The organism is Nocardioides sp. ChNu-153 (assembly GCF_030466625.1).
GTDB lineage: Bacteria > Actinomycetota > Actinomycetes > Propionibacteriales > Nocardioidaceae > Nocardioides.
The window spans coordinates 178,939-202,894 of sequence record NZ_JADEVT010000001.1 but is presented as its reverse complement, the minus strand read 5'-3'; the positions used below and the strand labels follow the sequence as shown (position 1 = coordinate 202,894).

The 23,956-nt window shown below is 75.9% G+C and carries 18 protein-coding genes; 2 read left to right on the top strand and 16 right to left on the bottom strand.

The window, feature by feature from the left end:
• Nucleotides 1-6: 6 nt before the first annotated feature.
• The 12 genes from INN71_RS00925 to INN71_RS00870 all read right to left on the bottom strand — a co-directional run bounded on the left by INN71_RS00925 (nucleotide 7) and on the right by INN71_RS00870 (nucleotide 17,502).
• On the bottom strand, nucleotides 7-222 hold the full coding sequence (locus INN71_RS00925; protein ID WP_277499186.1) for a hypothetical protein: 216 nt from the start codon (nucleotides 220-222) through the stop codon (nucleotides 7-9).
• A 145-nt stretch (nucleotides 223-367) separates the two neighbouring features.
• Nucleotides 368-766 (bottom strand): hypothetical protein, encoded by a 399-nt coding sequence (locus tag INN71_RS00920; RefSeq protein WP_277499185.1) that lies wholly within the window; start codon nucleotides 764-766, stop codon nucleotides 368-370.
• A gap of 230 nt (nucleotides 767-996) precedes the next feature.
• Complete coding sequence (locus INN71_RS00915; protein ID WP_277499183.1) at nucleotides 997-2,247, bottom strand: HNH endonuclease signature motif containing protein; 1,251 nt, start codon at nucleotides 2,245-2,247, stop codon at nucleotides 997-999.
• Nucleotides 2,248-2,503: 256 nt separating this feature from the next.
• Nucleotides 2,504-3,622 (bottom strand): homoserine O-acetyltransferase, encoded by a 1,119-nt coding sequence (locus tag INN71_RS00910; RefSeq protein ID WP_277499180.1) that lies wholly within the window; start codon nucleotides 3,620-3,622, stop codon nucleotides 2,504-2,506.
• A 13-nt stretch (nucleotides 3,623-3,635) separates the two neighbouring features.
• Nucleotides 3,636-4,922 carry an O-acetylhomoserine aminocarboxypropyltransferase/cysteine synthase family protein gene (locus INN71_RS00905; RefSeq protein ID WP_277499177.1) on the bottom strand — a complete coding sequence of 429 codons (1,287 nt, stop codon included), beginning with the start codon at nucleotides 4,920-4,922 and terminating at the stop codon, nucleotides 3,636-3,638.
• Between the two features lie 159 nt (nucleotides 4,923-5,081).
• Nucleotides 5,082-8,741, bottom strand: a complete 3,660-nt coding sequence (locus tag INN71_RS00900; protein WP_301799225.1) for a ribonuclease E/G — start codon at nucleotides 8,739-8,741, stop codon at nucleotides 5,082-5,084.
• 246 nt (nucleotides 8,742-8,987) lie between these two features.
• The gene (locus INN71_RS00895) at nucleotides 8,988-9,734 is read right to left on the bottom strand and encodes a TIGR03936 family radical SAM-associated protein (protein ID WP_277497333.1); all 747 of its coding nucleotides are present in this window, start codon (nucleotides 9,732-9,734) and stop codon (nucleotides 8,988-8,990) included.
• Nucleotides 9,727-10,938: a winged helix DNA-binding domain-containing protein gene (locus INN71_RS00890; protein ID WP_277497334.1), complete on the bottom strand. Its 1,212-nt coding sequence runs from the start codon at nucleotides 10,936-10,938 to the stop codon at nucleotides 9,727-9,729. Before INN71_RS00890 ends, INN71_RS00895 begins: the two co-directional genes overlap by 8 nt.
• On the bottom strand, nucleotides 10,935-12,023 hold the full coding sequence (locus tag INN71_RS00885; RefSeq protein ID WP_277497335.1) for a hypothetical protein: 1,089 nt from the start codon (nucleotides 12,021-12,023) through the stop codon (nucleotides 10,935-10,937). The genes INN71_RS00890 and INN71_RS00885 overlap by 4 nt, the downstream gene beginning before the upstream one ends.
• Before the next feature lie 5 nt (nucleotides 12,024-12,028).
• Nucleotides 12,029-13,255, bottom strand: a complete 1,227-nt coding sequence (locus INN71_RS00880) for an SAM-dependent methyltransferase (protein ID WP_277497336.1) — start codon at nucleotides 13,253-13,255, stop codon at nucleotides 12,029-12,031.
• A 143-nt stretch (nucleotides 13,256-13,398) separates the two neighbouring features.
• The gene (locus INN71_RS00875) at nucleotides 13,399-14,523 is read right to left on the bottom strand and encodes an NADH:flavin oxidoreductase/NADH oxidase (protein ID WP_277497501.1); all 1,125 of its coding nucleotides are present in this window, start codon (nucleotides 14,521-14,523) and stop codon (nucleotides 13,399-13,401) included.
• A gap of 93 nt (nucleotides 14,524-14,616) precedes the next feature.
• Nucleotides 14,617-17,502, bottom strand: a complete 2,886-nt coding sequence (locus INN71_RS00870) for an FAD-binding and (Fe-S)-binding domain-containing protein (RefSeq protein WP_277497337.1) — start codon at nucleotides 17,500-17,502, stop codon at nucleotides 14,617-14,619.
• Nucleotides 17,503-17,639: 137 nt separating this feature from the next.
• On the opposite strand from INN71_RS00870, the gene INN71_RS00865 reads away from it, so the two are divergent.
• On the top strand, nucleotides 17,640-18,338 hold the full coding sequence (locus INN71_RS00865) for a hypothetical protein (protein WP_277497338.1): 699 nt from the start codon (nucleotides 17,640-17,642) through the stop codon (nucleotides 18,336-18,338).
• A gap of 60 nt (nucleotides 18,339-18,398) precedes the next feature.
• Here the strand turns inward: INN71_RS00865 and INN71_RS00860 are convergent, their stop codons facing one another.
• Nucleotides 18,399-19,718, bottom strand: a complete 1,320-nt coding sequence (locus tag INN71_RS00860) for a hydroxyacid-oxoacid transhydrogenase (protein ID WP_277497339.1) — start codon at nucleotides 19,716-19,718, stop codon at nucleotides 18,399-18,401.
• A gap of 59 nt (nucleotides 19,719-19,777) precedes the next feature.
• A complete protein-coding gene (locus INN71_RS00855) occupies nucleotides 19,778-20,683 on the bottom strand; it encodes an NUDIX domain-containing protein (protein ID WP_277497340.1) in 906 nt (301 codons plus the stop codon).
• Between the two features lie 110 nt (nucleotides 20,684-20,793).
• Between INN71_RS00855 and INN71_RS00850 the strand changes: the two genes are divergently transcribed.
• The gene (locus tag INN71_RS00850; protein ID WP_277497341.1) at nucleotides 20,794-21,897 is read left to right on the top strand and encodes an acyltransferase family protein; all 1,104 of its coding nucleotides are present in this window, start codon (nucleotides 20,794-20,796) and stop codon (nucleotides 21,895-21,897) included.
• Here the strand turns inward: INN71_RS00850 and INN71_RS00845 are convergent.
• Nucleotides 21,821-22,609, bottom strand: a complete 789-nt coding sequence (locus INN71_RS00845; protein WP_277497342.1) for a 1-acyl-sn-glycerol-3-phosphate acyltransferase — start codon at nucleotides 22,607-22,609, stop codon at nucleotides 21,821-21,823. The two genes, INN71_RS00850 and INN71_RS00845, sit on opposite strands and share 77 nt — an antisense overlap.
• 46 nt (nucleotides 22,610-22,655) lie before the next feature.
• A complete protein-coding gene (locus tag INN71_RS00840; protein ID WP_277497343.1) occupies nucleotides 22,656-23,930 on the bottom strand; it encodes a geranylgeranyl reductase family protein in 1,275 nt (424 codons plus the stop codon).
• Between the last annotated feature and the right edge of the window lie 26 nt (nucleotides 23,931-23,956).

Sequence of the window (23,956 nt, the reverse complement as noted above, 5' to 3'; positions counted from 1 at the left end):
TCCATCCTAGGGCGCGGCCGCCCACGCCGCGGCCACCAGGAGGACGAGGGCGCTCGCCCCGATCGCGCCCGGCGCACCACCGCCGAGCGGGCCGGCGAGGGCAGCGGCCGAGAGGGACAGCAGCGTCCCCACCGCGGCCAGGGCCGCCGTCGCACCGACGACGCGGGTGTCGCCGACGAGGAGGGCGGTGCCTGCTCCGGCCGCGCTGGGCGCGGCGAGCACCGCGTCGGCCGCGTCCCCGGTCGGGGTCCTGTTCGCGGGCCCGCGAGCGCGGTCACCGCGACGTGGAGGAGGAGGACGCCGCGCACCACGGCCCGGGCGTTCCCGGGCGCCGTCCGCGACGCACCGCCGCGGCGGTCCTCCATGCTCACGACTCCTGCAGCTCGCGCTGCCGGTCGGCGAGGACCGCGGCCGTCCCGAGGACGACGAGGACCAACGAGGTCACGAAGCCCGGGAGGAAGAAACCGACGAGCGGCAGCCACGTCGGCTCCCACCCGCCCGCCCACGCGGCCAGCTCGACGACGTAGGGCGTCATCGGGACGCCCGACGCCACACCCATCCCGATGCAGACGGTCCCGAGCCACCGGGTGCCTCCCTCGAAGTAGGCCAGCGGCAGCACCAGGGCGACGAGCGCGAGCACGGACCCGGGCACCACGAGCCCCAGCACGACCTCGTGGAGGTCTCGACGCGAACCGCCCCCTGCGTCGGCGTACGGGATCAGGAGGAGCACGTGGACGACGACGGCGAGGAAGAGGGAGGTGCGCACCCGGCCACCGTCGCGCCGCGGCGCCCGGCCGCGCGTGAGTACGCAGACTCGACGTGCGACCTGTCGAGGTGGCCGCGCGGCGCGCGGCAGCGCGGTGACTGAGGCGCGGCAGTGCGGTGGCTGAGGGGTCGCGCGTCAGTGCGGTGGCGAGGTGGCCCGCCGGCCCATTCCGGTGGTTGAGGTGGCCGCCCCGGCGGCCCTCGAAACCACGTGTCAGACATCCGGGCTCATCAGACCCGTCGGGTGAACCTGAGCTTGCCGGTGCCAAGGGTCTCGGTGAGGTACGTCGGGTCGTGGGCCACGCGGTGGTGGCGCCAGCACAGCAACCGTCCGCGTTCGACGGAGGTGTGGCCTCCCCTCGACCAGGGGTGGTCGTGGTGCGCCTCGCACCAGTGCGGTGGGGCGTCGCATCCGTCCGCGGTGCAGCCGCCGTCGCGCAGGATCATCGCGATGCGTTGGGGTTTGGTGTGGAACCGGGCGGTGCGGCCGAGGTCGAGGACCTCGCTCTTCGTGCCGAGCACGGCCGGCACCAGGTCTGCACCGCACGCCAGGCGGCGGGCCTCACCCGGAGAGATGCGGTGGCCGGTGTCGAGCGACGCCGCGGCCAGACCTCCGGTGAGGGTGTCGACCTGCATCGTCACCACGACCGTCGCGCCAGCCCCGGCGGCATCGGGCAGATCGGCGTCGCGCATCCGCTCGATGAGCTCCACGAACGCCTGGCCGCGACGCTCCCACGACGGGCGCGGGTCGGCGGGGGCGTCGGCGGCCTCATCACGCAGGTGAGCACGCCGGGGGGACGCGATCGCGTCGAGCATCTTGGCGAACATCGCGCCGTGCAGCTCCGGCACCGTGAACCGGCCGTGGACACAGCCCTGGCCGTCCTCGCGCAGCATGAGTCGGATCTTCGCGGCCGCCTCGCGCTCCTCCCGCGCCAACAGCTCCGCCTCACGCGCCTCACCGACAGCGGGCGCGACGACGTCGAGGATCCGCCGGCCCAGCACGCGGAGAGCCTTGGCGTCGTGCTCGCGGGCGAACCCGACCAGCGTCTGTTCCGCCTCGACTCGGACCTGAGGCGGAACACCGTCGCCGAGGTCGTCGAGGGCCCGAACAATGACCTCGGTCTGGTCTTGCGAGACGGCGCCGGAGCTGCCCGCGGCGGCGAGCGCGTCGTACTGCTCGTCGATCGTCACCGCCGCCCGCACCCGACGGTGCGCCTCCGCGCGGGTGGTGGCCGTGGCGCTCGCGAACCACACCGCGGTCGACGGCGCCCCCGTGTGATCCTCGACCCGCACCTCAGTGGCGTGCGCCAGGAGCTTGGACTGCAGGGCCGTGAGACGGTTGGCCGCCCGCTCGAGCTCGACCAGCGCGGCACCCGTCTCGGCCGGGCCCAGCGTCAGGAGTCCGACCTCGAAGCCGTCGTCGATGGCCTCGTCGAGACGCGCGACGACCCCGGCCAGGGGGTGCAGCGCGGTCTCGGTCATGGGTCCATGACACCAGGGGCCACCGACAGTTCTGACCAGAGACGACGCCTGTCCACAGGTCGAGTTTCCGCAGGTCGAGGCGGGTTCGCACTGACGCCTCCCACCCCGGTCGTGGTTTCGAGGGCCGCTGGGGCGGCCACCTCAACCACCGGACCAGCGCAGCCACCTCGACCACCGGAATCAGTACCACCTCGACCACCGGACCAGCGCCGCCACCTCGACCACCGCGCCGGCGCACGCGCGCCCCGATCCCCCGTCACGCCTCCAGGAACTCGGCCACGAGCTCGTGGTAGCCGGGCGGGCGGAGCAGGAACGAGTCGTGGCCCCACGGCGAGGCGAGCTCCTCGTGCCGCACGCGTACGCCGGCTGCCGCGAGCCGGTCGACGAGGAACGCCGAGTGCGCCGTGCCGAAGCGCCAGTCGGAGTCGAAGCTGATGGCCAGCACGTCCGGGTCGCCCGACGCGACGGCCGGCGAGAAGCCCGGGTCGGCGAAGGGGTCGAACCGGTCGAGCACGCGGGTCAGGACGAGGTAGGACCCGGCGTCGAAGCGCCGCACGAACGACTCGCCCTGGTGCTGGAGGTAGCCCTCGATGCCGGCGCGGCCGTACTTCTCCTCCAGGCCCCGCGCCGACACGTAGGTGATGTGGGCCATCATCCGCGCCACCTTGAGCCCCCGGGCGGGGGCGACGCCGTGCTCGGCGTACCGGCCGCCGTGGAAGTCGGGGTCGGAGGTGATGGCCTCCCGCGCGACCGCGGAGAAGCCGATGTTCTCCGCGGTGAGGCGCGCGGTGGCCGCGACGAGCACGGCGCGCCGTACCCGCCCCGGCTCGTCGCCCAGCCACTGCAGCACCTGCATGCCCCCGAGCGACCCACCGACCCCGGCGTGCACGGCACCGATGCCGAGCACGTCGAGCAGCCGGCGGTGAACGCTCACGAGGTCCCGCACCGCGAGCTCGGGGAAGTCGGGGCCGTACGGACGCCCCGTCGCGGGATCGACCGACGACGGACCGGTGGTGCCCCGGCAGCCCCCCAGCAGGTTGGGGCACACGACGAACCACCGGTCGGTGTCGACCGCCCGGCCCGGTCCGATCAGGTCGTCCCACCACCCCCGCCGCGACGGGTCGCCGTGGTGGCCCGCGGCGTGCGCGTCCCCGGTCAGGGCGTGGGCGACGAGCACGACGTTGTCGCGGGCCGGGGACAGCTCGCCGTACGTCTCGTAGGCCACCTCGACGTGCTCGAGCACCCCTCCCCCGGCGAGCACGAGGGGGTCCTCGGGGGTCGCGACCACGGCGGTGCGCGTGACAACGTGACCGACCCCGTCGCCCCGCACGAGCGTGCGGGGCGCGGGGTCGGCGGACGCGACGGGCTCGCTCACCGGGGGTCGCGGGTCACTTCGCCTGGGTGAGCGCCTGCTCGAGGTCGGCGATGAGGTCGTCGACGTTCTCGATGCCCACCGACAGCCGCACGAGGTCCTCCGGCACGCCGGCGGCCTCGAGTTCCTCGGTCGTGAGCTGGCTGTGGGTCGTCGTGGCGTTGTGGATGGCCAGCGACTTGGCGTCGCCGATGTTGGCCAGGTGGCTGAACAGCTCGAGCGCCTCGACGAACCGGCGGCCGCCGTCGCGACCCGAGCGCAGGCCGAAGCTGACGAGCCCGCCGTACCCCTTGCCCGTGAGGATGCGGTCGGCGACCTCCTTGCTCGGGTCGCCCTCGAGCCCGGGGTAGCTGACCCACGCCACCGCGTCGTGGCCCTGCAGCCACTCCGCGATCCGCAGCGCGTTCGCGCTGTGGCGCTCGAGGCGCAGGTGCAGCGTCTCGAGGCCCTGGAGGAACAGCCACGAGTTCAGCGGCGCGACGGCCGCCCCCGTGTTGCGCAGCAGCACCGTGCGCGCCCGGATGATGTAGGCCAGGTTGCCGACCGCCTCGGTCCACACCACCCCGTGGTACGCCGCGTCGGGCTGCGTCAGCCCGGGGAATCGCTCGGCGTGCGCCGCCCAGTCGAAGTTGCCGGAGTCCACGATGATGCCGCCGACCGACGTGCCGTGGCCGCCGATGTACTTCGTCGCCGAGTGCACCGCGACGTCCGCGCCGTGGTCGAAGACGCGCGCGAGGTACGGCGTCGGCGTGGTGTTGTCGACGATCAACGGCAGCCCGTGCGCGTGCGCCGCGTCGGCCCACGCCCGGATGTCGACGACGTTGAGGCGCGGGTTGCCGATCGTCTCGGCGAACACCAGCTTGGTGCGCTCGTCGACCGCCGCGTCCAGCGCCTGCGGGTCGCCCGGGTCGACGAAGCGCACCTCGACGCCGAACTGCGGCAGCGTGTGGGCGAAGAGGGCGTACGTGCCGCCGTACAGCGTCGACAGCGCGACGATGTTGTCGCCCGCGTAGGTCAGGTTGAGCACCGCGTAGGTCACCGCCGCCGACCCCGACGCCGTGGCCAGCGCGCCGACCCCGCCCTCGAGCTGGGTCAGCCGGTCCTCGAACACCGACTGGGTCGGGTTCATGATCCGCGTGTAGATGTTGCCCGGCTCGGCCAGCGAGAACAGGTTGGCCGCGTGCTCGGTGTCGTCGAAGACGTAGGACGTCGTCTGGTAGATCGGCACCGCGCGGGCGTTCGTGGCCGGGTCGGCCTCCTCCTGCCCGGCGTGCACGGCGAGGGTCTCGGGACGGTAGGACATGGGCGCACCTCTCGGTCGTCGACTGACGCAATGTCGAGCAACTTACTCGGGTTAGTACGGCGCGCCCAGGGCTTCCCGAGGCGTGGACCTGCTTGACGACGGACGCCGACGGCCCCCGGGGGGTCCCGGGGGCCGTCGGTCGTGGTGCGGGGTGGCGCGTCAGTCGGAGGACGGTACGCCGCGGCGCGTCCGCGTCACGACGGTCACGCTCGGCGCCGGCGTGACGACCGGCGCGGTCGGCTCCGCCGCTGGGTCGACCGTCAGCACGACGGCCTCCTTGGTCGCGACGACCTTCGCCGTGCGCGCCGTGCGCTGGACCGAGCGCGTCACCGGGCCGGTGGTCGCCGGCGCCGGCTCCGGCGCGGTGACCGGCTCGGCGGTCGGGTCGGCGGTCGGCTCGGCCTCGAGGACCTCGTCGTCGGGGTCGGCCGACTCGGCGGCGGCCACGACCTCGACGGCGCTCTCCGCGTCGTGGCGAGCGGCGGTCTCGACGACCTCGGCCACCTCGGCGACGTCGGTGGCGTCGGCCGCGGGGGCCTCCACCGGTGCGTCGACCGACGGGTCGACGGCGTCGTCGCCGGGGACGTCGTCGGCCGCCGGGGCGGGCCGGGCCATCGCGGCGATCTCGGCCGGCGTGGGCACCTTCGGGGGCGTCGGGCGCGACTCGGCCTGCTCGCCGCCCTTGCCGCGACCGCGGCCGCGCCGGCCGCCGGAGCGACGGTCGTCGTCACCCCCGCCGTTGCCGCCGCCGTTGTTCCCGCCGCCGTTGCCGCCGCCCTTGTTCGGGTCGACCGGGTGGTCGTGGATGACGACGCCGCGGCCCTGGCAGTGGGTGCAGTTCTCGCTGAAGGACTCGAGCAGGCCCGTGCCGATGCGCTTGCGCGTCATCTGCACGAGGCCCAGCGAGGTGACCTCGGCGACCTGGTGGCGCGTGCGGTCGCGGCTCAGGCACTCCACCATGCGGCGGAGCACGAGGTCGCGGTTGCTCTCGAGCACCATGTCGATGAAGTCGACGACGATGATGCCGCCGATGTCGCGCAGCCGGAGCTGGCGCACGATCTCCTCGGCCGCCTCGAGGTTGTTCTTCGTGACGGTCTCCTCCAGGTTGCCCCCGGAGCCGGTGAACTTGCCGGTGTTGACGTCGACGACCGTCATGGCCTCGGTGCGGTCGATGACCAGCGAGCCGCCGGAGGGCAGCCACACCTTGCGGTCCAGGCCCTTCGCGATCTGCTCGTCGACGCGGAACTTCTCGAAGACGTCCTTGCTGATGCTCGCCGAGCGGTCGGGCTCGTACCGCTCGAGGCGGTCGGCGAGGTCGGGGGCCACGTCCGCGACGTACTGCGACACCGTCTGCCAGGCGTCGTCGCCCTCGATGACGAGGCGCGAGAAGTCCTCCGTGAACAGGTCCCGGACGACCTTCAGGGTCAGGTCGGGCTCGCCGTACAGCAGCTGCGGCGCGCCGCCCTTGCCCGAGCGGGCCTCGATGTCCTCCCAACGGGCCTTGAGGCGCTCGACGTCGGCCGTCAGTTCCTCCTCGCTGGCGCCCTCGGCGGCCGTGCGGACGATGACGCCCGCGGTGTCGGGGACGATCTCCTTGAGCAGCGTCTTGAGGCGCGTGCGCTCGGTGTCGGGCAGCTTGCGCGAGATGCCGCTCGTGGTGCCGTCGGGCACGTAGACGAGGAAGCGGCCGGCCAGGCTGACCTGGCTGGTGAGGCGGGCGCCCTTGTGGCCGATCGGGTCCTTGGTGACCTGCACCAGCACCGTCTGGCCCGAGGACAGCACCGACTCGATCTTCCGCGGCTGCCCGTCCTTGTGGCCCAGCGCCGACCAGTTGACCTCGCCGGCGTAGAGCACCGCGTTGCGGCCCTTGCCGATGTCGATGAACGCCGCCTCCATCGAGGGCAGCACGTTCTGCACGCGACCGACGTAGACGTTGCCGATGATCGAGGTCTGCGACTCGCGGGCCACGTAGTGCTCGACGAGCACCTTGTCCTCGAGCACGGCGATCTGCGTCAGGTCGCCCTTCTGCCGCACGACCATGACGCGGTCGACGGCCTCGCGGCGGGCCAGGAACTCGGCCTCGCTGACGATGGGCGCACGGCGGCGACCGGCCTCGCGGCCGTCGCGGCGACGCTGCTTCTTGGCCTCGAGGCGCGTGGAGCCGGAGATCGACGTGATCTCGTCCTCGACGGCGCGCGCGGAGCGCACCTTCGTGACGGTGTTCTCCGGGTCGTCGTTCCCGCCGCCCGCGGAGTCGCCCGAGCGGCGACGGCGGCGACGGCGGCGCGACGAGCCGCTGCCGGAGCCGTCCCCGTTGTCGTTGCCGTCACCCGCGTCGTCACCCTCGGCGTCGCCCTCGGTGTCGCCGGCGGCGTCCGTGCCGTCGGTGGGGCCGTCGGTGCGCTCCTCCGCGCCGCGACCGCCGCGACCGCCGCGGCCGCCGCGGCCACCCCGCCCGCCCTGGCGCTGCCCGCCCTGGGCGGGCTCGTCGCCCTCGGCCTGGCCCGCGCCGCCCTCGGCGTCTCCGGCCGGGGTGTCCGTGGAGGTGTCGCCGGACGTGTCGGCCGTGGCGGCGTCGCCGGAGGCGCCGTCGTTCCCGCCGTCGCCCTGGTCACCGCCCTGGTCGCCGTTCTGGTCCCCGCCACCCGACTTGCGCCGGCGGCGTCCGCCCCGGCGGCGACGACGGCGCGCGCCGCCCCCCTCGCCCTGGTCGTCGGAGCCGTCGTCGGCGCGGTCCGCGGACTCGTCGTCCGCGTCCTCGGCGTCGTCGGAGCCCTCGGCGTCGGTCCCGCCCGCGGAGCCGAGCGACTCGACGATGCCGGCGACCTCGGTCGCCTCGGTGCTCTCGGTGGCCTCGGCCTCCGCGGCCGCCTCGGCGTCCTCGAGCTCCTCGTCCTCCACCTCGACGGGCGGCTCGACGGGCGCGGGCGCCTCCGCCTGCTTGCGGGTACGCCGACGCGGGGTCGCCGTGGCGTCGGGCACCTGGAAGAGCGGGACGCCGGCGGCGCCCGGCGCACCGGCGACCTCGGGCGCCTGCGGGGCCTCCGGAGCACCCTCGGGGGCGACCTCGGCAGCGCCCTCGGGGGCGACCTCGGCGGCACGGGTGCGCGCGGTGGCCTTCTTGGCCGTGGTCTTCTTCGCTGCCGTCTTGCGCGCGGCGGTCTTGCGGGTCGCGGCCTTCTTCGCCGGCACGGCGTCGCCGGCCTGCTCGGCCTCGCCGGTCACCTCGGCGGGCGCGTCGACCACCAGCACCTCGGTGCCGGGGGTGGCGACGGGCACGGCGACGGGAGCGTCGACGGCGACCTCGACCGGCTGCTCACCCGCCTGCTCGGCGGGCGCGGCGGGCGCGGCGGCCCGCTTGCGCGTCGACTTCTTGGCGGCGCTCTTGCGCGCGGTCTTCTTCGCGGGCGCTGCCGCCTCGGGCGCGACCTCGGGGGTCAGCTCCGCCTCCGCGGCGGCCGTCGGCGCGGCCACCTCGGGCGCGGCAGCCTCGGGCGCGGCAGCCTCGGGCGCGGCCACCTCGGGCGCGGTGGTCTCGGGAGCCGCAGCCGCCTTCTTGCGGGGCGCGCGGGTGGTCTTGCGGGCGGCGGCCTTCTTCGCGGGGGCTGCCGGGGCCTCGGGGGCATCGCCGTCGGCCGGCGCCGTGTCGGGCGCGGCCTCGTCCGCGGGCTCGGCGGGCGCCGTCGTGGCGCGGGAGGCGGTCTTGCGGGGGGCACGCTTCCGAGGGGGCGCCGCCTCGGGGGCGGCGGGCGCGTCCTGCGCCGTGCCGTCGGTGGTGCGGGTCTCGTCGTTGGTCGGGTCGACCTGGTTCTCGAGCACTGTGCTCCTGTCGACCCCGGACGCCGGGCGCCCGGGGTGGTCGGGTCGCTCGCGCAACGGTGGCCCGGTGCGCGGGCGCTAAGCCTGTCGTGGGCCGCTCCGCCAGGTGGCGGTGCCGCCAGCGCGGTGTCGCGGTGCTGCCGCGGTCGCGGGCTCGTGGGCCGCTGTCACCGGCTCCGTGCCTCACGTCGCGGCGGGCTGTCCGAACACCCACGCCTCGGCGAGTATCGCACACGACCGACGTCGTCAGGCCCTGCCCGCGGCGAGCGGGTCGCCGACCTCCTGGGCGGTCTCGTCGAACGGCCCCTGGGCCAGGCGGGTCAGGCGCGGCGCCTCCCCCACCTCCAGCCCGGTGAGGTTGCGCAGGCCGGTCAGCACGTCGTCGGGGCGCACCGACGGCACGCCGTGGCGCAGCAGGAGGTCGAGCTCGGCGGTGCCGCCGTCGCCCCCGGCGTCATCCCCGTCGGCCGGCTCCACGACCGCCAGCCGCACGACCGCGGAGCGGCAGTCGAACTCGCGCAGGCCCTTCTTCATCATCCGCTCGACGAGCACCTCGTCGGCGGCGAGGAACGCCTCGACCGCGGCGCGGGCGACGGCGAGGGGGGCCGTCGTACCGATCCGCCAGTGGCTGGCCTGCAGCAGGTCGGCGAGGGAACCGCCGGGCGACTCGACGACCTCGAGGACGTCGAGGCCGACGGGCAGGGCCTCGACCAGCTCGGCGTGGACCGCCGTGGGGTCGAGGCGCTGGGCCAGGGCGATCTCGAGGTACTCCGCCTCGCTCGCCGACCCCGTCGGCGCCGCGTTGGCGTAGGAGATGCGGGGGTGCGGGTTGAAGCCCGACGAGTAGGCCATGGGGATCCGCGCCCGGAACACCGCCCGCTCGAAGGCCCGGCTGAAGTCGCGGTGGCTGGTGAAGCGCAGCCGCCCCCGCTTGGCGTAGCGGATCCGCAGCCGCTGGACGGGAGGGGCTTGCTGCTCGGGCTGCTCACGCACGGAGCACAGGGTACGGACAGTCCGCCTCGTCGGCGCGCATGGCCGGGGAGGGGTAGACGGTGCCGACCCGCACACCCGCCAGCCAGGCGGTCAGCCGGGCGGCCTCGACCCGCAGCGCCGCGACCGGCTCCGGCGGCAGGGGTACGACGGGACGCACCGCCACCGCGCCGTCCGGGTCCTGCGTCCAGCAGCCCACGACGCGACCGTCCCACCAGGCCGTCGTGCCGGCGTTGCCGTTGCGGTCGAAGAGCACCGGCTGGTGGGGTCCGAGGTGGAAGTCGCGTTCCCGCCACCCCATGACGGTCGGGTCGAGCACCGGGAGCAGCGCCGCCCAGGGCTCCACCTCGGTCCGCTCCCCCGCCAGCACGGGGTCGTCGGCGGCGACCCAGCCCGCGCTCCCGCCCTCGAGCGCGACGGGCACCGCGGCCACATCGGCGAGCGCGCGTCGTACCGCGCCCTTGGTGGCGCCCAGCCACCAGACCAGGTCGGCCTCGGTGCCGGGGCCGAAGGTGCGCAGCCAGCGGTCGACGAGGACGGCGTACCCGGCGGCCTCGTCCATCGGGGCGGGCACCGTGTCGAGCCAGCGGTCCATCAGCGTCCAGCGCGGCCGGGAGAGCCGCCAGTGCTGGGTGTTCGCGCCGCGCACGAGGTGGGTGGAGAGCCCGAGGTTGGTGACGACGCGCGAGGCCAGCTGGCCGGCGCCCGCCGCGAGCGCCTCCGGCGTGGCCAGCTCGGGCACCAGCGGGCGCAGCTCGAGGGCGGTGAGGCCGTCGGGGGCGTCGGCGAGGAGGTCGAGGACGCGGGCGCGGACCGCGTCGAGCCAGGCGTGGCCGTCCGGCGCGACGCCGAGGGCCACGACGTCCTTCGCGATGCGGTTGCGCTCGGCCGCCAGCACGCGGGCGCTGGCCGACCCCCACGCCGCGGGCAGCAGGTCGCGCGGGAACACGAAGAGGGTCCGGCGCATCGCCAGCTGCTTGACCAGGGCGCGGCTGGTCTCGAGCTCGTGGTCGACGTCGGCGTTCGTCAGGCCGTCGACCCGCGCGTGCAGCGACAGGTGCACGGTGGCGGGCTCGGTGGCGTGCAGCACCGTCATCGCCCGCACCGCCGCGACGGCGTCGGGCGCGCGGTGGGCGGGCGCGATCCCGTGCCGCCGGCCGAGGCGGGCGCGCCGCTCGGCGTCGTCGACGACGGGTACGGCGCTCACCGGCGTCGCCCCGGCGTCCCGCGGCGCGCCGCCCGCAGGGCGCCCAGCGCGAGCCGGCCGACCAGCACGAGCACCGCCGACGCCAGGAGCACGACGGCCACCCCGCCCGCGAGCCACCCCCACTGGGGGCCGTCGGACGGTGTCGCCGACCCGGCCGAGCCGGTGGGCGCCTCGCTCTCACCGGACCCGCCCGTCTCACCCGTCCCGCCCGGCCCGCCGGACCCGTCCGACGTGCCCGGCGCGGGGCCGCCGACGGTGGCGAGCACCGCGGGCGGCAGCGCGACCCGCAGCACCGGCTGCTCGACGCCCTCGCTGGTCACCAGCAGCGCGTCCGGGTCGGCGGGATCGACGGCGACCGCCTCGCCCTGGGGCTGGTCCGGCAACGCGAAGCGCCCCCGGGAGGCGAGGTCGGGCCAGGAGTAGACGACGGCCTCGCCGTAGGTGCGGACGACGAGGTGGCGCCCGTCGGGGAGGAAGGCCGCGTCGGTGGCGATGCCGACCGCGGGCCCGAGGGGCTCCATCACGTTGGGCCCGTCGGGGTCGAGCGGGCTCGGCACCCGGTAGAACGACCCGCCGAGCACGCCCTTGCTGACGACGACGAGGTCGCCGGTGGCGGGGTCGACGAGCAGCGACTCCGCGTCGCGCGGGCCGTCGGCGTAGGTCAGCGTGAAGGCCTCCGGCTCCACCTCGCGGTCACCGGTGCCGACGGGCACGCGCAGCAGCTCGACCGTCTCGCGCACCGCGCGGTTGTCGCCGATGTCGGCGACCCAGACCTCGCCCGTCGGCTCGCCGTCGTCGTACGCCGGGGCGAGGGCCTCGACGTCGCGGGGCTCGGCGGCCCACGAGGTGACGCCGACCGTGTCGCCCGTCGCGGGGTCGACGACGAACACCCGCCCGGAGTCACCCGAGTCGTTGACGGTGACGAGGCGGCCGTCGACCAGGGCCAGCCCGCTCGACTCGTTGATCCGGGAGTCGGTGAAGCGGGTGACCTCGGTGCCCTCCTCCGCGACGGGGGCGGGTGCGGTGGCGGCGCCGACGGCGAACGGCAGCGCCAGCAGCCCGACGGCCGCGGTCCGCAGGAGCACCGCCCTCACCGCCGGCCGGCGGCCTCGAGCAGCTCCGCCAGGCGCGGGCGGATGCTCCAGGTGGCGACGAGCTCGTCGTACTCCTTGCGGGCGCCGCCGCCCCTCACCGGCGAGCCGGTGCGCACGGCGCGGAGCAGGGTGTTGCGCGGCGTGTGCTGGCTCTCCACGAACTGCACGACCTCGACGCGGTAGCCCGACAGCCGCAGCAGCGAGGCCCGCAGCCCGTCGGTGAGGGTGTCGGCGAACCGCTCGCGCAGGATGCCGTGGCGGGTCAGGGCCTGGTACGGCGCGGGGGTCGGCGCCTTGCGCAGCTGCGCGGCGACGTCGTGGTGGCAGCAGGGGGCGGCGAGCACGAGGGAGGCGTCCCACTCGACCGCGCGGGCGAGGGCCTCGTCGGTGGCGGTGTCGCACGCGTGCAGGGCCAGCACGACCTCGGGGCGCTCCGGGGGCTGGGCCGCGGCGATGGTGCCGACGACGAACTCCACCTCGTCGGCCACGCCGAGCGCGGCGGCCACGCCCGTGTTGTGCTCGCGGGACTGCTCCTTGACGTCCACCCCGACGAGGTGGACGGGCAGTCCCCGCACGTGGGTGAGGAAGCGGTGCGCGGCGAAGGTCAGGTAGGCGTTGCCGCAGCCGAGGTCGACGATGCGCAGCGGCTCGGCCGCGGTGGGCCGGCGCAGGTGCCCCTTGGCGAGGGCGTCGCCGACGGCCGCGTCGAGCAGCCGGCAGAACTCCTCGACCTGGCGGTACTTCGCCTGGCGGCTCGGCTTGACCCGACCCTGCGCGTCGGCGATGCCGAGGGCGCACAGCACCGGGTCGTCGGGGGCGAGGAGACGGTCCTTGTCGCGGTCGTGACCGCGCTCGGGCTCGACCTCCTCCTCGCGGTCGGTCGTGTGCACCACGGCCTCGAGGCGCTTGGTGACGCGCACCTGGTGCTGCTGCGTGGTGGTGTCGACGTGCCAGCTCGCGAACGGCTCGTCGAGCAGCGCGTCGACCGCCTCGCGGGCCGCGACCGAGCCGGCCGGGTGGTTGCTCGTGTGGGCCTGCGTCGCGTCGTACGTCGTCACCTGCAGGTGGCGCCCGGCCTTGAGGTCGACGTACCGCAGCTCGGCGCGGCGCCAGCGGGGCTCGGTGCCCTTCTGGCGACCCGAGGCGACGGCACGCACCAGCACGTCGGGGTCGAGCACGTAGGACCGCATGCGGGCGAGGACGCGCAGGAGGGGTTCGGTCACGGCGTCACACGATCGCGGCGACGACGACCACGACGAGCAGTGCCACCAGGGCCAGGGGGATGACGAGGCGGCGGTGGCGGGGGTTCACGGGGCCGAGTCTAGGTCGCGCCCCGGGTCGGCCCCCATCGCCGCCGATCGGCGCCTCACCGCCAGGCGCCGCGGGTGTACTGGTCGGGGTACGGCGCGTCCCGCCACGTCAGGCCGAGCTCGTGCGCGGCGCGCTGGGGCCAAGCGGGCTCGCGCAGGGCGGCGCGGGCCAGGAGCACCACGTCGGCGTGGCCCTCGGCGAGCACCTGCTCGGCCTGGTCGGGCTCGGTGATGAGGCCGACGGCGCCGACGGGCAGCCCGCCCGCGCGCACCGCGGCGGCCAGGGGCACCTGGTAGCCGGGGCCGACCTCGATCTGCTGGCGGGCGTCGAGACCGCCGGAGGAGACGTCGACGAGGTCGACACCGTGCTCGGCCAGCAGGCCGGCGAGCCGCGTGGACTCCTCGGTGGTCCAGCCGCCCTCCACCCAGTCGGTCGCGGAGATGCGCACCAGCAGCGGCTTGTGCTCGGGCCACACGGCGCGCACGGCGGCGGCGGCCTCGACGACGATGCGGGTGCGGTTCTCGAACGAGCCGCCGTAGGCGTCCTCGCGGTGGTTCGACAGCGGGCTGAGGAACTGGTGCAGCAGGTAGCCGTGGGCCGCGTGCAGCTCGACGACGTCGAAGCCGGCCTCGTCGGCGCGGCGGGCGCCGTCCGCGAAGGCCTGCACGACCCCGGCGACCTCGTCGGTGGTGAGCGCGGCGGGCTCGGCGAAGCCCTCGAAGGCGTCGGCGCTCGGCGCCTGCGTGACCCAGCCGCCCTGGTCGAGCGGCACCGAGCCGCGGCCCTGGCCCGAGCCGTCCTGCCCGCCCCGCCACGGCGCCCAGGTCGACGCCTTGCGGCCGGCGTGGGCGAGCTGGATGCCGATCGGGGTGGAGCCGAAGGGCGACCACGTGTGCGCGAAGTCGGTGATGCGGCGCCAGGCGGCGACCTGCTCGTCGTTCCAGATGCCGGCGTCCTCGGGGCTGATCCGCCCCTCGGGCACGACCGCGGCCGCCTCGGTGAGGACGAGGCCGAAGCCGCCGGTGACGCGCGCGCCGAGGTGGGCCAGGTGCCAGTCGTTCGGCACCCCGTCCGTCGCCGAGTACTGGCACATCGGCGCCAGCCACACCCGGTTCGGGAACGTCACGCCCCGCAGCGTCGTCGGCGTGAAGAGCAGCGGGGTGGTCTCGCCGTCGGGCAGGGCGTCGGTGGGCTCGGTCGCGTTCGCTGGTCCGGTCACGGTGGGTGCGAACGTCGCGCGCCCCGCCGGCATTCCGCCGGTGGGGCGCCGCTGTCAGACGCGGCTGGCCAGCAGCTCGGCGAGGTGCAGCGCCGGCACGTCGGCGAGGTCGTCGAGCTGGATCTTGCAGCTCATGCCGTCGGCCAGCACGACGGTGGCGGGGTCCTCCTCCCGCGCCGCACGCACGGCGGGCAGCAGCTGGGTCTCGGCGACCGCGACCGACACCTCGTAGTGCCCCTGCTCGACGCCGAAGTTGCCCGCGAGCCCGCAGCACCCGCCGACACGCGTCACCGCGGCGCCCATGGCCTTGAGCAGCCGCTCATCGGCGTCCCACCCGGTGATCGACGCCTGGTGGCAGTGCGGCTGGGCGACGACCGTCGTGCCGGTCAGGTCGGGCAGCGTCACGCGCCCCTCCTCGACGAGCCGCGCCAGCAGCTCGCCGAACGTCAGCACCCCGTGGGCCACCGCGGCGGCCTCGGGCGCGTCGCTCAGCTCCTCCAGGTCGGAGCGCAGCGTCGCGGTGCACGACGGCTCGATCCCGACGACCGGCACGCCGGAGGCGACGTACGGCGCGAGCGTGGCGGCCGTGCGCCCCGCGATCCTGCGCGCGGTGTCGAGCTGGCCGGTCGTCACCCAGGTCAGGCCGCAGCAGGCGCGCTCGTCGATGACGCGCACCCGCAGGCCGGACGCCTCGAGGAAGCGCACCGCGGCGAGACCGCTGGCGGGCAGGAAGTGGTTGGTGAACGAGTCGGCCCAGATCCACACGTCCGGCTGCTCGGCCGCGCCCAGCCGCGCGGCGGTGCCCTGCGAGCGCGCCGAGCGGCGCAGCGTGCGCGACGCGAACGAGGGGAGGCTGCGGCGCTGGTCGACGCCGGCCACCGACCGGGCCAGGCGCGCCACGGGGCCCGCCTTGAGCGAGGTGTTGGCCAGGCCCGCGACGGGCGCGGTCAGCCGGGCCCACATGGGCAGGCGGCCGAGCACGTAGTGGCTGCGCGGGCGGCGCCTCCCGGCGTACGTCTGGTGCAGGACCTCGGACTTGTACGTCGCCATGTCGATGCCGGTCGGGCAGTCGTTGGCGCAGCCCTTGCAGGCCAGGCACAGGTCGAGCGCCTCGTGGACCGCCGGGTCCTCCACGCCGTCGACGAAGCCGCCGGACAGGGCCTCCTGCAGCACGCGGGCCCGCCCGCGGGTGGAGTCCTTCTCCTCGCGGGTGGCCGCGTACGACGGGCACATCACCCCGGTCGAGGGGCCGGTGCCGCCGACGACGCACTTGCCGACGCCGGTGCAGCGGTGCACGGCGTCGCCCATCGAGCCCTCGTCGTGGGTGAAGCGCAGGAGCGGCAGCGGCTCGCGGTGGCGTGGGCGCGACAGACGCAGGTCGGCGTCGAGCGGCGCCGGGTCGGTGATGTTGCCGGGGTTGAGCACGCCCAGCGGGTCGCAGATCGCCTTGACGCGGCCGAACAGCGCGAGGGCCTCGGCGTCGTACATCGTCGCCAGCAGCTCGGAGCGGTGCCGGCCGTCGCCGTGCTCGCCCGACAGCGACCCGCCGTACGTCGCGAGCGCGGCGGCCGCGGCCTCCATGAACCCGCGGAAGACCGCGCGGCCCTCCTCGGGCGAGGCGGCGCCGCGCGCCAGGGGGAAGTCGATGCGCACGTGCACGCAGCCGTCGCCGAAGTGGCCGTAGGGCACGCCGTCGAGGTCGAACTCGCGCAGCAGCGCGTCGAAGTCGCGGAGCCAGGCGCCGAGGTGCTGCGGGGGCACGGCGGCGTCCTCCCACCCCGAGTACGCCGGCCGGCTCAGCGAGCGGCTCGCCAGCCCGGCCCCGTCCTCGCGGATGCGCCACAGCGCGGCCGACTCGGCCGGATCCAGCACGATGCGGCTGTCGAGGGCGCCGGAGGCGGCGACCACCTCGGCGAGCACCGCCTGCGTCTGCGCGACGGTCTCGCCGGTGACCTCGGCGAACAGGCAGCCCGCCCCGCGCGGCAGGTCGGGCACGGACTTCCCGGCCGCGCGCACCAGGTCGACGATCCGGGCGTCGAGGCCCTCGCAGGCCACGAGCGGGTGGGCCAGCAGCGCGGGAACGGCGTCGGCGGCCTCGATCATCGAGGGGTAGCCGAGCACCGCCATCGTGCGGGCCGGAGCGTCGCGCACGAGCCGCACGGTCGCCTGGGTGACGACGCCGAGCGTGCCCTCGGAGCCCGTGAGGAACCGGTCGACGCGGCGGCCGTTCTCCGGCAGCAGGTGCTCGAGGGAGTAGCCCGACACCTGGCGCGTGAAGCGCCCGAACTGGGTGCGGATGGGGCCGAGGTTCTCGGCCGCGAGCCGGTCGAGGGCCGCGACGGAGCCGCCGGCGTCGCGGGCCGCCGTACCGGCGTCGAGGCGCAGCTCCTCGCCCGTGCCCAGCACGACGGAGAGGCCCTCGACGTTGTCGACCATGCGCCCGTAGCCCAGGGCGCGCGACCCGCACGCGTTGTTGCCGATCATCCCGCCGATCGTGCAGCGGGTGTGGGTCGAGGGGTCGGGGCCGAAGCGCCAGCCGAGCGGGGTCGCGGCGCGCTGCAGCACGGCGTGCACCGTGCCGGGCTCGACGACCGCCGTGCCGGCCTCGGCGTCGACCGAGAGCACCTTGTTCAGGTGCTTGAGCGTGTCGACCACGAGGCCGGGGCCCACCGCGTTGCCGGCGATCGAGGTGCCGGCGCCGCGCATCGTCACCGGGACGCGCAGCTCGCGTGCCACGTCGACGACCGCCGCGAGCTCGTCGGCGTGCCGCGGGCGCACCACGGCCTGCGGGACGACGCGGTAGAGGGAGGCGTCGGAGGAGAACGCCGCGCGCGTCACCGTCGAGACGTCGACGTCGTCCACGCCCCGGCGCGCGAGCGCCGCCACCACGTCGGCGGTCGCGGGGACCGCCCGATCGTCCACCCGCACGTCCACCGTCACTCCCCCATTGTGCGTGTGCGCAGAGGATCACAGGCATGGGGTCCCGGCCCTCGGGCACCGGTACCCGAGCCCCGCCCGGGCTCCTCCCCGGCGGCCCCCGTCGCGCCCGGGCACCACCGACCCTCCCAGGAGGCACCGTGATCGACCCCGCCAAGCGCACCGTCCGCACCCTCGCCAGCGTCGCCGGAGGCGCGCTCGCCGGCGCGACCCGCACCGTCGCCGCCGTGCGCCCGGCCGGCAAGCCGCTGCACCCCGCCGGCACCGTCGTCGAGGGGGTGCTGACGCGGCACGGCGCCGAGGACGGCGCCGAGACGGGGGTCGACCTGCTCGACCGCCCGGGCCAGACGGCCGTCACCGCCCGTCTCTCCCGCGGAGTCGGCCTGCCGAAGCCGGTGCCGGACGTCTGGGGCCTCGCGCTGCGCCTGACCCAGGAGGGCGAGACCGGCGACCTGCTCTTCGCCAGCACCGGCTGGAACGGCCCGCTGCGCCACCTGCTCGTGCCGCGGTGGGAGGGCGGCCAGCGCCCGCTGACGACGCTGCTGCCCTACCGCACGCCGACCGGGCCCGTGGTCCTCGGCGCCTGGCCGGTGCCGCCGGCCGAGGAGGACGGCGGCTCGGCCTGGACCCTCTCGTGGGCCCGCGGCCTCGGCCCGTGGCACGAGTTCGGCCGGCTGGACCTCGAGCGCGCCGTCGACGACGACCTGTCCGGCAGCGACGAGCAGCTGTCGTTCGACCCCGTGCAGAACAAGATCCCGGGCCTGGAGCAGTACCCCGTCGTCGCTCGCCTGCGCCGCCCGGCGTACCGCACCGCCCGCGCCTCGCGCGACCAGGACTGACCCACCCGCCACGGGCTCCACGCGGCCGCCTGAGCCCCCGCGCTCAGGCGGCCGCGCTGCTCACCAGTGCTCGAGCGACGCGCCGATCACGCCCGCCAGGTCCTCCGGCGTGACGTCGCGGGGCGCGGTGGCGAGCAGCCGCTGCTGGGCCCAGGCGCCCTCGACGAGCCCGTCGACGTCGCCCGCGCCGTACCCGACCGCGCCGAGCCCGTTGGGGATGCCGATGTCGCGCATGAGGGTGGCGACGACGGCGGGCAGCAGGTCGGGGCCCTCCGTCGCGGCGACGGCGCCCTGCGGGTCGAGTAGCCGGGCGGCCTTGAGGTGCCGGGTCGGGCTGGCGTCGAAGGTGAACCGGAAGGCCTCGGGCGCGGTCAGCGACACCGCCATGCCGTGCGGCACGATCGGCGCGTCGTCGCCGTCGAGCACCGCGTAGCCCTCGGGGCGGTAGTCGCGGACGCGGCCCGCGACCGGGTAGGCGCAGGCGTGCGGGATGTGCACGCCGGCGTTGCCGAACCCGAGACCGGCGAACGTCGCGGCCATCGCCATCTGCTCGCGCACCGTGCGTGCCTCGCTCGGGTCGTCGCCGGCCCGGGCCGCGTTGACGGCGCCGCGGAACGAGCCGGCGAGCATCGACAGCGCCTTCTCGCTCCAGGCGTCCGAGATCGGGTTCGACCCGCAGTAGGGCACGCGCTGCTCGGCCTGCTTGGCCGGGTAGTCGGCGTACCAGCGGGCCGTGTAGCTCTCCAGCGCGTGGCAGAGGATGTCCATCCCCGCGCTCGCCGTCACCATCGCCGGCTGCGTCAGCGTTAGGTCGGGGTCGACCACCGCCATCGTGGGGCGCAGCCGCGCGTGGCTGATGCCCGTCTTCACCTCGAGCGCCAGCACGTCGAGCACGCAGATCGTCGTGGACTCCGCGCCCGTGCCGGTCGTCGTCGGCACGGCGACGAGCGGCAGCAGCGGGTGCTCGGGCGCCTGGCCGCGGCCGACCGGCGCGTTGACGTAGTCCATGAGGTCGCCCGGGTTCGTCACGAGCAGGTTGACGGCCTTCGCGGTGTCGATGGCCGAGCCCCCGCCGACCGCGACGACGGCGTCGAACGGGCCCTCGGCGCGGCCGAACTCGACCGCCTCGATCATCGACGCGTCCGTCGGCTCGACCCGGGCGCGGGCGAAGACGACCACCTCGGCGCCGGTGGCGGAGGTGATCTGCTCCGCGATCCGGGCGGGGTGCCCGGTGGCCTCGACCCCGGGGTCGGTCACGAGCAGGACGCGGCGCACGCCGTACGCGCGCAGGTCGTGCCCGATCTCGGCGGAGGCGCCGGACCCGAACTTCAGGCTCGGGGCGGCGTAGGTGAAGACGGTCTCGCGGGAGCTCTCGGCCATGCGCCCAACGTAGCGGGCGTCACACCCCGGGGCAGCGGCACCGCCGTGGGCGATCCGCCCTACAGCCCCAGTGCGTAGCGCACGGTGTCGCGCACGTCGACCGCGCCGGAGAGCACGTCCTCGACCGCGTGCCAGGCCGCGGCGTCCGTCGTGCCGCCCTCGTCGAGCACGCGCGGCTCGACGGCGTCGTCGACCGCGCGCGCGGCGTAGAGCAGGTGCACGCCGTGGAAGTCCTCCGTCGCCCCGTTCGGCGCCGTGCCGACGAAGTGGGTGTCGTGCACGCCGAGCACGTTGCCGACCTCGACCTCGACGCCGGTCTCCTCGCGCACCTCGCGGGCGACCGTCACTGTCGGCGGCTCGCCGTGCTCGACACCGCCGCCCGGCAGCGCCCACTGCCCCGGGTGCGGTCCGCGGACCGAGTTGCGGGTCAGCAGCACCTCGTCGCGCGAGCGACCCGAGGGGTCCTGCGGCCCGCCGCGCCGCACCACGGCGTACGCGCCCACGCGTTGGCGCCGCTGCGGCAGCAGGTCCGCCAGCGCCTCCGTCACCATCGGTACGACGGGCACCTCGCCCGCCCGGACCGCGGCCAGGGGCACCCACGCCGCCTCGACCGTCGAGCCGTCGACCTCGACGACGCGCGGCTCCGGCGAGTCCGGGGGCACCCGGCCGGCGTACACGATCCGCAGCGCGTGCGCGTCGACCCGGCGGCCCTCGCGCCACGCGCCGGGCAGGTGGGCGGAGTAGACCCGGGCGACGTCCCCGACCTCGGCCCGCAGCCCCGTCTCCTCGTGCACCTCGCGCACCACCGCGTCGCGCGGGTCCTCGCCGTGGTCGAGGCCGCCGCCGGGCAGCGTCCACAGCTCGTCCTTCGTCACGCGCGGCGCCAGCCGGCTCAGCAGGACGTGCCCGTCGCGCACGATCACCGCGTAGGCGGCGACGCGCTGGCGACGGGGGAGGGAGCTCACCACCCCAACCTAACGGGGCCCCCGGCGCGGCCCCGACCAGCCCCGGAGGGCCGCCGTGAGGCCTCCCACACCGGGTGGGGTCCGTGGAGCGCCCCCGTTATGTTCGAGGGATGTCCGCTTCCCGGGACCCCTGGCTCGACAACGCCAAGATGCTGCTCGTCACCTCCGTGGTGGTCGGGCACGTCCTGGCCGTCCTGACGGTGCCGGACCCGTTCCGCGACCACCTCTACGACGCGCTCTACGTCGTGCACATGCCGGCGTTCCTGCTCGTCACGGGCTACCTCTCGCGCCGCGCCGGGTGGACGCGCCGCCACCTCGGCTCCCTCCTCACGACCATGGTGGTCCCGTACGTCGTGTTCTCGCTGCTGCTGTGGGGGCTGCGCCGGGCGCACACGGGTGAGGGCACGGAGGAGCGGCTGCTGCTGGAGCCGTTCTGGGCGATGTGGTTCCTCGCCGCCCTGGTCGTGTGGCGCCTGGCGACGCCGCTGCTGCGCGCCCACCCGCTCGTCGTCCCGGCCTCGGTGGTCGTGGCGCTGACCGCCCCCGCCTGGAGCCTCGACGTGCTCGCGCTGGAGCGCGTGCTGCAGTTCCTGCCGTTCTTCGTCGTCGGCCTCCACGCGCGTCGGGAGTGGCTGGAGCGCCTCCACCAGCCGCTCGCCCGGGTGCTCGCCGTGCTCGCGCTGCTCGGCGTCTGGGCGGCGACGGCGCACCTCGACCGCTGGGCCGGCACCGAGTGGCTCTTCAACGACCACGCCTACGCCGAGCTGGGCGTCGACTTCTCCGCCGGGGTGGCGACGCGCGCGATGCTCCTCGCGCTGTCGTTCGCCGGCGCCCTCGCCGTGCTGGCGCTCGTGCCGACCGGGCAGCGGTGGTTCACGGCCCTCGGCGCCCGGTCGATGACCGTCTACCTCGCCCACACGCTGGTGGTGCAGGCGGTCCAGTACGACGAGCTCCTCGCCGACCTCGACGCCGGCCCGGCGCTCCTGGCGGGCGTCGTGCTGGGCACGGCGGTGGCGATCGGGCTCGCCACTCCCCCGGCGGTCCGCGCGCTGCGCTGGTTCGTCGACCCCGTCGGGTCGGCGCGCGAGCTGCGCGCCCGGCCGCGGGTGCTGCCCGCCGTACCGGCCGGCGAGGGGCTCAGCCCCGCGGACGCCACACCGGGCGCACCGCGCTCCGCGGCAGCAGGTCGAGCTCCCGCGCCTGCTCGGGGGTGAGGGCGTCCCCGCCGAGGTGGGCGGGGTACCACGGCGCGTGCTCCCCCGGCCGCGGCCGGTGGTGGGGCCGGGTCTGCAGCTCCTCGAGCACCGCGGTGAGCCGGTGGCCCAGGTCGACCGTCGTGGCCGTGAGGTCGGCGTCGGGCGCGACGCGGAGCGTGGTGTCGAGCCGGATGTCGACACGTCGACCGCGCCGGCTGAAGTCCGGCGGCGGCTCGGCACCCCACGGCGTGCGACCGACGGTCCAGATCCGCTGCGCCCCCCACAGGCCGCCCACGACGAGGGGCGCGCCGGTGTCGCGGGCCAGGGCCGCGGCGCCGCGCATGAGCCCGCGCACCGTGTAGGAGTACGAGATCCCGGCCTCCGGGAACAGGCCCACGACCTCCCCGCGGCGCAGCAGCTCGCGCGCCCGCAGGTACGCCGCCGCGGGGGCGTCGCGGTCGACCGGCACGTGCCCCATGCGGTCCAGCGGCCACGCCGCCGGCGTGTGCCACATGACCTCGCGGCACAGGAACCGGGGACGGCGGCCCCGCTCGTGGGCCGGCACCCCGAGGAACAGGAAGTCGAGGTACGACGCGTGGTTCGCCACGAGGATGGCGGGACCCTCGCGCGGCACGAGCTCGGCGCCCTCGCAGTGCACGTCGAGGCGCAGCGCGCGGAACGCGGCGCGGGCGGCGACGGTCGTCGCGCGGTAGGTCAGCTCGGCAGGCACGGTGGTGGTTCGGCGGGAGGGCCGGCGCGGATCGGTGGGGCCCGCGTCAGGCGAACGGGGCCCGGGCGTCCCGGGCCATCGACAGCCGACCGGCCCCGCGCCACAGGCGTGCGGCGAGATCGCGGTCCTCGTCGTCGACGAGGTTGCCCATCCACCGCAGGGCGAGCGTCATGCCGAGGCGCGAGCGCATGCCGACGGGTCCGAGGCGGGCGAGGAGCCCGGGGACGGTGACGAGCCCGGCCAGGCGGCGGGCCACGGAGAACGACTCGCCGTAGTGCCCCACCAGCTGCTCGCGCCACACGTCGGTGAGGTCCCGGTGCGTGCCCTGGGCGAGCAGGTCCGCGACCATGCGGCCGGTCTCGAGCCCGTAGTCGATGCCCTCGCCGTTGAGGGGGTTCACGCACGCCGCGGCGTCGCCGACGAGCGCCCAGTTCGGACCGGACACGCCGCTGACGGCGCCACCCATCGGAAGAAGGGCCGAGGCCGGCATCCGCAGCTCCTCGCCGAGGCCGAACGCCGCGCGCTGCTGGTCGGCGTACAGGCCCATGAGGGGGCGGATGGCCACGTCGGCCGGCCGCTTCGCGGTCGCCAGGGTGCCGGCACCGAGGTTCACCTCGCCGTCGCCGAGCGGGAAGATCCAGCCGTAGCCCGACAGCACCTCGCCGTCCGCACCGCGCAGCTCGAGGTGCGAGCTGATCCACGGGTCGTCGGCGTGCGTGGCCGAGGAGACGTACGAGCGGCCCGCGACGCCGTAGACCGTGTCGCGGTGCCACTCCCGGCCCAGCTGCTTGCCCAGCGGCGAGCGCACGCCGTCGGCGACGACGAGGCGGCGGCAGCGGATCTCGGCCCGCTGCGGGGTGCCGTCCTCCCCCGCCCGCTCGACCACCACGGCGGTGACGGCCCCGCGGTCGCCCGCGGCGCGCCGTACCCCGACCGCGCGGGCGCCGTCGACGGCCACCGCGCCCGCCGTGACGGCGAGGGCGCGGATCCGGTCGTCGAGCTCGGTGCGCGGGACCGCGGAGCCCCAGTTCGGCAACGAGCCGCCCGGCCACGGCAGCAGCAGCGTCTGCCCGAAGCCGTGCGCGCGCAGGCCGAGGTTGACGGGGTGGGTGCGCAGCCAGTCGCCCAGGCCCAGGCGCTCCAGCTCCCCCACCGCGCGCGGCGTCAGGCCGTCGCCGCAGGTCTTGTCGCGGGGGAAGGTGGCGGCGTCGAGGAGCACGACGTCGAGCCCGTGGCGCGCGGCCCACGTGGCGGCCGCCGATCCGGCGGGGCCGGCGCCGACGACGAGCACGTCGGTCTGCTCCGGGAGGGTCTGCGTCACCGGCCCATCCTCCCACGCAGCCCCCG